Raw genomic sequence first — 11,265 nt, forward strand, 5'->3', positions numbered from 1 at the left:
CGATGTATACGATTGGAGTTGACGTCGGCGGCACCTACACCGATCTGGTTGCGACGGATCAAACCGGGCGAACCGTGTTCGCGAAATCGCCGTCCACGCCGGCCGATCAGTCGATCGGCGTGATGGCCGGACTGGAAGAGCTGGCGCGGCGCCTCGGCGTCACGCGCGCGGCGATGCTGGCTGCGACCGATCGCCTGGTGCACGGCACCACGGTTGCGACCAATGCGCTCTTGGAGCGCAAGGGCGCGAAGGTCGCCCTGCTCACCACCGAGGGCCATCGCGACGTCGTCGAGATGCGCGAGGGCCTGAAGCCGGATCGCTACGATCTGCGCACGCCGCCGCCCGAGCCGCTGGTGCCGCGCGAGCGCCGCTTCGGCGTGCGCGAGCGGCTGAAGGCCGACGGCAGCACGGCGGTGGCGCTGGACGCTGCCGCGCTCGGCAACGTCATTGCCGAGGTGAAGCGATCAGGTGCGAACTCGATCGCGGTCTGCTTCCTGCACGCCTATCTCAACCCGGTGCATGAGCTCGCCGCGGTCGAGCGGCTGGCAAGGGAGCTGCCCGATGTCAGCGTGTCGCGCTCCAGCGACGTGCTGCCGCAGATCAAGGAATACGAGCGCGTCTCGACCACCATCGTGAACGCCTATGTCGAGCCGACGGTGCGGCGCTATCTCACCAATCTGGAGCGCAGCCTGCACGAGGCGGGCTTCAAGGGCTCGCTGTTCGTCGTGCTGTCGCATGGCGGCATGGCGCCGGTGGAGGAAGCTTCGCGGCTAGCCGCGGGCACCGTGCTGTCGGGCCCGGCCGGCGGCATCTCCGGCAGCCGCCGCTGCGCCGAGATGCTCGCCATTCCCGATCTGGTGCCGTTCGACATGGGCGGCACCTCGACCGACATCTCGCTGATTGCTGACGGCCAGGCCTCGCTGTCGGCCGACGGCATGCTCGCCGGCCAGCGCATCGCGCTGCGCAGCCTCGACATCGCCAGCATCGCCGCCGGCGGCGGCTCGATCGCGAGCGTCGACGGCAGCCGCACCTTGCGGGTCGGGCCGGAGAGCGCGGGCTCGGTGCCGGGCCCGGCCTGCTACGGCAATGGCGGCACCGCGGCTGCAGTCACCGACGCCAATGTCGTGCTCGGCTACCTCGATGCCGCCGCCTTCATGGGTGGGGCGCGGCCGCTCGATCGTGCGGCGTCGGAAGCCGCCGTCGACCGGATCGCCGAGGCGCTCGAGCTGTCGCGGATCGAGGCTGCCGCCGGCATCTACAAGATGATCAATCTGAAGATGGCCGACGGCATCCGCCTGATGACCTTGCGCCGCGGCGTCGATCCCCGCAAATTCGCGCTGCTCAGCTTCGGCGGCGCCGCCGGCATGCACGCCGCCGAGGTCGCGCGCGAGCTCGAGATCAAGCGCATCATCGTGCCGACGGTGGCCTCCGTGCTGTCGGCCTGGGGCATGCTGACCAGCGATCTGCGCTACGAGGTCAGCCGCACGCATTACGGTACCGGGCGGATTTCCGCCGACGAGGTGCGCGCCTTGTTTGCCGCGCTGGAAGCGCAGGCCGCGGGGCGGCTGCGCGACTGGTTCAAGGGCGACATCGCGATCGAGCGCTCGGCCGAGATGCGCTACGGCGAGCAGGTGTTCGAGATCGACGTACCGCTGGGCGATCTCGATCTCAACGCCGCGAATCTCGTGGCGCAAATCGAGGAGCGCTTCCACCGCCGCCATGAGGAGCTCTACACCTATGCCTCGCGCGGGCAGGAGGTGGTGTTCGTCAACGCCCGCGTGGCCGCGGTCGGCAAGGTCGCGCCCGGCAGCAGCGATGCCGGAAATGCCGCGTCCAGTGCGCCCTGCACGCCGCGCGGCAAGCGGCAGGCCTGGCTCGGTGCCTGGCGCGAGGTGCCGGTGTATGCGCTCGACGACCTCAAACCGGGGCAATCGCTGGCCGGTCCGGCTGTGATCGAGGCCGAAACCACCACGGTTCTGGTCGATGATGGCGACCGCGTCACGGTCAACCCGCTGGGCTGGCTCGACATAACATTGCGCTGATCGCCGCGTGGGAACTGCGCTCCCTCTCCCGCTTGCGGGGGAGGGGCGGGGTGGGGGTCTCTCCACCGGTCACATTGTGGAGAAAGCCCCCACCCGGATCGCATCTTCGATGCGATCCGACCTCCCCCGCAAGCGGGAGAGGTGAAGACAGGTCCACCTCCGCCATCAACATTTCATTTTTACGGCATTCGCTTGGGCGATAAGCTCCGCTCGCTGGGAGGGAGCGCCGGCCGGTCGCCGGCGTTTGTGGCGATGTTGATGCAAACAAAACGACAAGCAGTGCTTTCGACGGTCCTTGCCCTCGCAGCTGTTCTCGCGGCGGCGCCGTTGCGCGCGCAGCAGGCGCAGCCAGCGCCCGAGGCGGCCGCCGGCAGCGAGATCCGCATCGGCAATGTCATGCCCTACACCGGGCCGCTCGCCGCGTTCGCGACCATCGGGCGGGCGGAAGCAGCCTATTTCGACATGGTCAACGAGCATGGCGGCATCAACGGCCGCAAGGTCAAGTTCGTCTCGGTCGACGACAGCTCCAATCCGAAGACCGCGATGGAGCAGACCCGCGATCTCGTCGAGCAGCAGAACGTGCTGTTGATGTTCGGCTCGTTCGGCACGCCGAGCAACCTCGCCGTGCGAAAGTATCTCAACGAGAAGAAGATCCCGCAGCTGTTCGTCGCGTCCGGCGACGAGGAGTGGGCGCATCCCAAGAGCTTTCCCTGGACCATGGGCTGGCAGCCGACCTTCCGCGCCGAGGGACGGATCTATGCCAATTACATCCAGGCCGCCTATCCTTCGCGCAAGATCGCGGTGCTTTGGCAGAACGACCAGTTCGGCCGCGACCTGTTCAGGGGATTGCAGGAAGGGCTCGGCGACACCGCCGGCATGATCGTCGCGGATCTCGCCTTCGATGCGTCGGAGACCTCGATCCAAAACCAGGTCGGAATCCTGAAAAACTCTGGCGCCGACATCCTGGTGTTCGACGGCGCGCCCGCGATCGCGGCGCGCGCGATCCGGGTTGCCGCCGAGCTCGACTGGCATCCGGTGTTCATCCTCGACAATGCCTCGGCCTCGATCGCCAGCGCGTTGCGGCCAGCGGGCCTGCAGAACTCGCTCGGCGTGATCTCGACCTCGTTCCTGAAGGACGCAGGCGATGCCGCCTGGAAGAACGACCCGCAGATCAAGGCGTGGGACGCCTTCATGGACAAGTACTACCCCGACGGTGATAAGGACGACATCTACGCCGTGTTCGGCTATGCCGCCGCCGACACGCTGATGCAGGTGCTGCGGCAGTGCGGCGACGACCTGTCGCGCGACAACATCATGCGGCAGGCAGCCTCGCTGAAGGATTATCAGAGCCCGATCGCGCTGCCCGGGATCGTGATCAACACCGGGCCGAAGGATTTCCGACCCATCAAGCAGATGCGGCTGGTGCAGTTCGACGGCAACGCCTGGCAGCCGATCGGCGACGTGATCGAAAGCGCGTTCACGCCGGTGCGCGAGGATAATTGAGGGGGCGTGATCTAGATTAATACGTCGTCCCGGCGAAGGCCGGGACCCATTACCGCCGAAGCCTGTTGTTATAGCGGGCTGCAGGTCCAGCGCACCGGCTCACTCCCATTCGTGGTTATGGGTCTCGGCCCCCGTGCGCAATTGCGCACTAGGCCGGGACGACGATGGGGTGAGGGCCGGGGCAATAGTCCCTACTTCTTCAACCCGTAATTCAACAGCCCGCCCTTGTTCTTCGGCGGATGCGCGCGCAGGGCTTCCTCGTTCGGCTCGGTGCCCCAGCCCGGGCGATCCGGGATCACGAGATGGCCGTCGACGAATTCGGGCACATGGGTGAACAGCTCGTGGTCCCAGGCCAGCCGATCGATGTCAGTCTCCATGATGCGCAGGTTCGGCACCGCCGCGCAGAAATGCGCGTTCATCATGGTGCAGAGGTGGCCGTAGAAATTATGCGGCGCGACGTTGACCTCGAAATGCTCGGCGGCGGCGGCGATCTTCATCGACTGCCAGACCCCGTTCCACGGCGTGTCGATGATCGCGACATCCATCGCCTGCTCGGTGAAGTAGGACAGGAATTCGCGCAGGCCCAGCAGCGTCTCGCAGGACGAGATCGGGTGCGGGCTCTGGCGACGGATATAGCCGAGCGCCTGCGGGTTGAAGGTGTCGATCTCGACCCAGAACATGTCCATCTTCTCGATGGCGCGCAGGATTTTCAGATAGCCTTCGGTCTTGGCGTTGAAGTTGAGGTCGAGCAGCAGATCGACATCCGGCCCCGCGCCGTCGCGGATCGCCTCGAGATGCATGCAGAGATTGCGCAGCACCGTGCGATCGATGTTGATCTCGGGCTGGAACGGCGAGCCGAAGCCGGGGCGCCAGCCCATCGGCTTGCCGTCGGTGTAGACGAAGATGTTGGTCTTCATCGCCGTGAATTTCTTCTCGCGCACCTCGGCGCCGATCGCCTTGACGCCGTCGAGATCGGTGATCGCGGGCTTGTACCAGTCGGGATGATTGATGCGCCAGGTCGCGCAATGCGACCAGTAGACCCGCACGCGGTCGCGGATCTTGCCGCCGAGCAGATCGTAGCAGGGCACGCCGAGCGCCTTGGCCTTGACGTCGAGCAGCGCGTTCTCGATCGCGCCTAACGCCAGCGCCACCACGCCGCCGGCGGCGGGGCGGGTCGCGGCGAACAGCTCGACATAGATCCGCTCGTGCTCGAACGCGTTCTTGCCGACCACCCGCGCCGACAGCCGCTCGATCGCCGCGGTCACGCCGGGCGCGCCAAAACCCTCGTCATACTCGCTCCAGCCGACCAATCCGTCCGCGGTGGTCACCTTGACGAAATGATAATTCCGCCAGCCGGCATCGCAGGCGAGCGTTTCGACGCTTTTGATCGTGGTTGATTTGCTCATGGTTTCCTGCCCGGCGTTTGTTGGTGTTGAAGAGAGCACAATAGCGGATCGAGCAATGCGTCAACCGCACGGCGGCAGACCGTCAACGCACGCTTGCTGCAAAGTGCAGCGGCAATCCAGCGAATTCCGTCAAGCGGAAGAAAATTCCACTTGCATCACACAGTCGGCGCGGCTTCAAGTTCACCCCAACAAGAAACTGAATCAGTCGATGTCATCGGCTGATCATTTTGTCGCGAGGAAGCGTGATGGGCGCGTTGTCGCATCTGCGGATTGTCGAGATCGGAAGCGCGGCGGCGACGAGCTATTGCGCGCGGCTGTTCGCGGACTTCGGCGCCGATGTGCAGAAGGTCGAACCACCGGCGGGCGATCCGCTTCGCCGCACCGCGCCGCTGACGCCGCAAGGGCACAGCGCGTGGTTCGCGTTTCTCAACTTCAACAAATCGAGCGTCGTCCTCGACCAGCGCGATGCATCGCGCCTGCGTGAGCTGATCGCAGGCTGCGACATTTTGCTCGATGGGCGCGGCATCGCTGCGGCCGATTGTCCCGCGATCGATCTCGACGCGATCAGGCGCGACAATCCGGGCCTGATCCATCTCGACCTCGCCTGGTTCGGCGATCGCGGTCCGTATGCCGATTTCGCCGCGACCGACTCCACGATCCGCGCGCTGACCGGGCTCGTGAAGCTGGTCGGACCCGAGCAGGGCCCGCCGATGCACGCGCCGGATTTCCAGACCGGGATCCTGGGCGGGCTGTGGGGCTTCATCGCCGCAGCGTCATCGGTGCTCGGCCGCATGCACGATGGGCGCGGGCGGGAAAGCCATCTCAGCCTGTTCGAGGCCTCTATCGCCGTCACAGAATACATCATGTTCGAGGCGTTCCAGCGCGGCGACATCATGCGGCGGATCGGCGTCAACCGGTTCTGGCCGACCTTTCCGGTCGGCATCTACGAAACCAAACAAGGCTGGCTCGGCGTCACCACGGTGACCCCGGCGCAGTGGCGCGCGTTCTGCGAGATGCTCGGGCTGAACGAGTTGCGCGACGATCCGACGTTGGTCATGGGCGTCGACCGGCTGCAGCGCGTCGCCGAGATCGAAGGCAAGATCGTGCCCAGGCTGAAGCAGCGCACCGCGCAGGAATGGTTTGCCGAGGGTCTCAAGCGCAAGATCCCGATCGTGCCGGTGCCGGAGATATCGGACCTCATCGCCGATGACGAGAAGCGCGCCCGCGGCGCTATCGTGCCGATCACGGTCGGCGACGAGGCTGGTTTCAGCGCCGGCACGATGCAGCGGCTGACGGCAACGCCACCGCTGCGCGGCGGCCGCGTGCCCGGCATCGGCGAGCAGCAGGCTGCGCGCGAGGCCGCGCCGCGCGTGCCCACGCCGAAGCACGCTCCGACCGATCGTTTGCCGCTTGAAGGCATTCGTGTCGTCGATTTCTCGATGGGGTGGGCCGGACCGATCTGCACCCGCACGCTCGCCGATCTCGGCGCCGACGTCATCAAGATCGAGGCGACGCAGTATCCGGACTGGTGGCGCGGCGTCGATCGGCGCCCGGCCTATGTGCTGGAGCAGATGTACGAGAAGTCGGTGCGCTACTGCATCATGAACCGCAACAAACGCGGCATAACGCTCGACCTGACCCGGCCGAAAGGGCTGGCACTTGCAAAACGCCTGCTTGCCGATGCCGACCTCGTGGTCGACAATTACTCGGTCGAGGTGCTGCCCAAGCTCGGCCTCGGCTACGACGTGCTGAGCAAGCTCAACCCGAAGCTCGTGATGATGTCGATGTCGGCATTCGGCGCCGGCAGCGTGCATCGCGATTGCCGGGCCTATGGCTCGACCCTCGAGCAAGGTTCCGGCCTGCCGAGCGTGGTCGGCGATGCCGGCGGGCCGCCGGTCATGAGCCATACCGCGTTCGGCGACGCCGTCGGCGGCCTCAATGGCGCGGTCGCGGTGCTGACCGCGCTGATCCATGCGAAGCTGACGGGGCAGGGCCAGTTCATCGATCTCGCCCAGATCGAATGCATGATGCCGTTCGCCGCGCCCTGGATCGTGGCGCATTCGATCGACGGCAAGGAGCCTTCGAAACACGGCAATCGCCATCCGGATTTCGTGCCGCATGGCTGCTTTCGCTGCGACGGCGAGGACAACTGGATCGTGGTCGCGGTGTCCGACGATGCGATGTGGCCGAGGCTTGCGCGGCTGCTCGGCCGCGAGGATTGGGCGACGGACGAGAGGCTCGGCACGGCCGCGGGCCGCCGCGCCAGCGAGGCCGAGATCGAGGCTGCGATTACTGTCTGGACGTCCGCGCGCAATGCCGATGTGGCGATGGCCGCGCTGCAATCCGCCGGTGTTGCGTCCGGCGTCGCGCGGCTGCCGATCGATCTGCTCGACGATCCGCAGCTGCACGCCCGCGGCTTCATCCAGCAGGTCGACCGCGCCTTCATCGGACGGCATCCGCAGCCGTCGATGCCGTTCCGCCAGGGCGACGCGCCGTTTGCGATCCGCTCGGTGCCGCCGACGCTCGGCGAGCACAATCGCGAGATTCTCGGCGGCATGCTCGGCCTGTCCGACGCCGAGCTCGAGGAACTCACCCGCGACGGCATCATCGGCACCGAGATGCTGATGGAGGAGCAGCTGGTGAACGAGAAGAAGCGGGCGGCGGGCTGATGGGGGCAGGGCCACCGGCACAGCGCAAGGCGGAGGGCGCGCGCGACGACGCGCGGCCGCTGCTGTCCGTGCGTGGGCTCGGCATTCGTTTCAAGACCGCGCAGGGCATCTGGCAGGCCACGCGGCGGATCGACTTCGACGTTGCGCCCGGCGAGCGCATCGGCATCGTCGGCGAGAGCGGCTGCGGCAAGACCATCACCGGGCTCTCGATCCTGCGCCTGTTGCCGGGCAATTTCGCCGGGCTTGACGGCAGGATCCTGTTCGACGGCACCGATCTGGCGTCTTGCAGCGCGCGGCAGATGCGCGCCATCCGCGGCAAGCGCATCGCGATGATCTTCCAGGAGCCGATGAGCGCGCTCGACCCGGTGTTCACGGTCGGCCACCAGATCGCGGAGACGCTGCGCGTCCATAGCGATGTGTCCTATGAGGAGGCGCGCGCGAAGACGCTGGAGATGCTCCGCCGCGTCGGCATCGCCTCGCCGGAACGGCGGATCGACGATTATCCGCACCAGCTCTCCGGCGGCATGCGCCAGCGCGTGATGATCGCCGCGAGCCTGATCTGCGGGCCGCAGCTGCTGATCGCGGACGAGCCGACCACCGCGCTCGACGTCACCGTGCAGGCGCAGATCCTCGAACTGCTGCGCGACATCAGCGAGACATCGAAGACCGCGCTGATGCTGATCACCCACGATCTCGGCGTCGTCGCCGAGACCTGCACGCGGATGATCACGATGTATGCCGGCGAGGTGATCGAGGACGCCACCGTCGACGAGGCGCTGGTGCGGCCGCTGCATCCCTATACGTCGGGCCTGTTGCGCTCGCTGCCGCATTTGAGCCCGCGTCACGGCCGGCTGCCGTCGATCCCGGGCCGGGTGCCGTCGATTGCCGAGATGCCGGCCGGCTGCCGCTTCCGCGCCCGCTGCGCGCACGCAGTGAAGGGCTGCGAGGCCGAGCAGAAATTGCAGGACGCCGGCGGTGGCCGCAAGGTGCGTTGCTGGCGTTTCGCCGAGCTCAATCTGCCGGGTGCACTGCATCCGCCCGACCTCGCTGCGGGCGCGAGGGTCGCGCGCCAATGACCGCAGCCACTCCTGAGCCCCGCCGCGATGCCATTGTCTCGGTGCGCGACCTCCAGGTCCGCTTCCAGACCTCGGACCGCCGCGCCACCGTGAAGGCGGTCGATGGCGTCAATTTCGACGTCCGCCGCGGCGAGACCTTCGGCATCATCGGCGAGTCCGGATCGGGCAAGACCACGATCGGCCGTGCGCTGGTGTTCCTGCTGAAACCCAGCGCCGGCGCCATCCTGCACGACGGTATCGATCCGCTGGCGCTGTCGCGCGGGCAATTCCACCACCATCGCCGCGACTACCAGATCATCTTCCAGGATCCGAACGCCGCGCTGAACCCGCGCATGACCATCCTGGCCTCGGTGCTGGAGCCGCTCGAGCTCGCCCGCATCGGCGACCGCGCCGCGCGCGAGCGGCAGGCGAGGGAGGCGCTGGAGCGCGTCGGGCTGCCGCAGGAGTTCGGGGAGCGCTATCCGCATCAATTGTCCGGCGGCCAGAAGCAGCGCGTCGTGATCGCCCGCGCGCTGACCGTGAAGCCGAAACTGATCGTCTGCGATGAGGTGGTGGCCGCGCTCGACATGTCGATCCGCGGCGACGTGCTCAATCTGTTCGCCGATCTGCAGCGCGATCTCGGCCTGACCTACGTCTTCATCACTCACGATCTCGCCGTGGTGTCGCACATCAGCGAGCGCGTCGCGGTGATGTATCTCGGCCAGTTCGTCGAGCTTGGTCCGACCGAGGCGGTCGCCGAGCGGCCGCTGCATCCCTACACGATCGCGCTGCTCTCGGCCGAGCCGAGGCCGTTGCCGTCATCGATGCGGCAGGAGAGCCGCATCGTGCTGCAAGGCGAGGTGCCGAGCCCGATCGATCCGCCGTCAGGCTGCCGTTTCCGCACCCGCTGCCCGCATGCGCAGCCGCTCTGCACCGAACGCGTGCCGGAGTGGCGCGAGCTGGAGCCCGATCACTGGGTGGCCTGCCATTTCGCCGATCGCCCGAATTTTTCGTCTCATGAGAGTGCTGGAGAGATGCCATGACAATGACGACCAGACGCGAGGCCATGGCGCTGATCTCGGGTGCATTGGCCAGCACCACGATCGGCGGCCGCGCGTTCGCGCAAGCAGCGCCGAAGAAGGGCGGCACCTTGCGCATCTCGGCGCCGGCCAATCCGTCAAGCCTCGATCCGGCCACCGGCGGCGCCGGCTCCGACCACGCCTTCCTGTTCACCATGTACGACACGCTGGTCGAATGGGAATTCGAGACGCTGAAGCCGAAGCCGGGGCTTGCCGAGAGCTGGAAGTTCACCGATCCCAATACGCTGGTGCTCAACATCCGCTCCGGCGTCACTTTCCATGACGGCACGCCGCTCGATGCGGAAGCCGTCAAATTCAACCTCGATCGCAACCGGAGCGATGCGAAGTCGAACATCAAGGCCGATCTGCTCTCGGTCGACGCGGTCGAGGTCACCGGGGCGCAGCAGGTCACGCTGAAGCTGAAGACGCCGGACACCGCGCTGCCGGGCATCCTGTCCGATCGCGCCGGCATGATGGTGTCGCCGACGGCGCTGAAGGCGGCCGAGGGCGGCGTCGTGACGCGCAAGCCTGTTGGCGCCGGCGCCTATGCATTCGTGAGCTGGGCCGACGGCGAGAAGATCGTGGTCAAGCGCAACGAGAAATACTGGAAGCCGAACCGGCCCTATCCCGACGGCATCGAATTCTCGATCATTCCGGAACTCACCACCGGCGCGCGTTCGGTTTCCGCGGGGCAGAACGATTTGATCTATCAGCTGCCGCCGCGGCAGAAGGCGATCATCGAGCGCGCGTCGAGCGTCAAGGTGGTGCACGGCCCGACGCTCTACGTGTTCCAGATCTTCCTGAACTGGTCCAGACCGCCGTTCGACAATGTCAAGGTCCGGCAGGCGCTGAACTTCGCGATCGATCGCGAGGCCTTCGTCAAGGGCGCGCTCGCCGGGCTCGCCGAGCCGGCCTACATGAACCTGCCGAAGTCGCACTGGGCCTATGATGCCGAGGTCGCAAAACTCTATCCTTACGATCCCGACAAGGCGCGCAAGCTGCTCGCCGAGGCCGGCTTCAAGGAGGGCACCCCGATCGAGATCGGCGGCTACACCGATCAGGATTCGGTGCAGCGCGAGGAGATCCTGATCGAGCAGCTGCGCAAGGCCGGTATCAACGTGAAGTTCTCCAACGGCACGGTCGCGGAAGCCTCTGCGGCATTCTTCGGTGCGGAGAAGAAGGGGGCCGGGTTGCTCTCGGCCTGGACCGGACGGCCCGACCCGAGCCTGACCTATTCGCTGATGTTCACCGAGGACGCCTATTACAATGGCGGCCGCGCGCCTGTCCCGCCGGAGCTCGAGGCCGCGATCAAGGAGTCGCGCGCGTCCGAAGATATCGAGGTCAGGCGCAAGGCGTTCTCCACTGTGCAGCGGCTGGTGATGGAGAATGCCTTCGTGGTGCCGCTGGCGTTCCAGTTCGAGCTGGTCGCTATGAACAAGAAGGTGCAAGGCTATCGGCCGAACTTGCTCGGTAAGCCGAAATACGACGACGTCTGGCTGGAAGGTTAAACG

Annotated in this window: 7 protein-coding genes; 6 read left to right on the top strand and 1 reads right to left on the bottom strand. The window is 66.5% G+C overall.

The genetic code is table 11. The annotated features are described in order from the left end of the window. Positions 1 to 2 precede the first annotated feature (2 nt). Positions 3 to 2,042: a hydantoinase/oxoprolinase family protein gene (locus tag CK489_RS20100; RefSeq protein ID WP_095733422.1), complete on the top strand. Its 2,040-nt coding sequence runs from the start codon at positions 3 to 5 to the stop codon at positions 2,040 to 2,042. Positions 2,043 to 2,294: 252 nt separating this feature from the next. Next, positions 2,295 to 3,545 carry an ABC transporter substrate-binding protein gene (locus CK489_RS20105; protein ID WP_050632032.1) on the top strand — a complete coding sequence of 417 codons (1,251 nt, stop codon included), beginning with the start codon at positions 2,295 to 2,297 and terminating at the stop codon, positions 3,543 to 3,545. Between the two features lie 191 nt (positions 3,546 to 3,736). Here CK489_RS20105 and CK489_RS20110 read toward each other — a convergent pair whose 3' ends face one another. Beyond that, on the bottom strand, positions 3,737 to 4,951 hold the full coding sequence (locus CK489_RS20110; RefSeq protein WP_095733423.1) for a mandelate racemase/muconate lactonizing enzyme family protein: 1,215 nt from the start codon (positions 4,949 to 4,951) through the stop codon (positions 3,737 to 3,739). Between the two features lie 245 nt (positions 4,952 to 5,196). Between CK489_RS20110 and CK489_RS20115 the strand changes: the two genes are divergently transcribed. Genes CK489_RS20115 through CK489_RS20130 form a run of 4 tightly spaced genes read left to right on the top strand, consistent with a single transcriptional unit; the run spans position 5,197 to position 11,262 of the window. After that, complete coding sequence (locus tag CK489_RS20115; protein ID WP_095733424.1) at positions 5,197 to 7,620, top strand: CaiB/BaiF CoA transferase family protein; 2,424 nt, start codon at positions 5,197 to 5,199, stop codon at positions 7,618 to 7,620. Further along, on the top strand, positions 7,620 to 8,696 hold the full coding sequence (locus tag CK489_RS20120) for an ABC transporter ATP-binding protein (protein WP_095733425.1): 1,077 nt from the start codon (positions 7,620 to 7,622) through the stop codon (positions 8,694 to 8,696). The genes CK489_RS20115 and CK489_RS20120 overlap by 1 nt, the downstream gene beginning before the upstream one ends. Further along, complete coding sequence (locus tag CK489_RS20125; protein ID WP_095733426.1) at positions 8,693 to 9,718, top strand: ABC transporter ATP-binding protein; 1,026 nt, start codon at positions 8,693 to 8,695, stop codon at positions 9,716 to 9,718. Before CK489_RS20120 ends, CK489_RS20125 begins: the two co-directional genes overlap by 4 nt. Beyond that, positions 9,715 to 11,262 (top strand): ABC transporter substrate-binding protein, encoded by a 1,548-nt coding sequence (locus CK489_RS20130; RefSeq protein ID WP_095733427.1) that lies wholly within the window; start codon positions 9,715 to 9,717, stop codon positions 11,260 to 11,262. Before CK489_RS20125 ends, CK489_RS20130 begins: the two co-directional genes overlap by 4 nt. Positions 11,263 to 11,265 lie beyond the last annotated feature (3 nt).

The organism is Bradyrhizobium sp. UFLA03-84 (assembly GCF_002289535.1).
Classification (GTDB): Bacteria; Pseudomonadota; Alphaproteobacteria; order Rhizobiales; family Xanthobacteraceae; genus Bradyrhizobium; species Bradyrhizobium viridifuturi.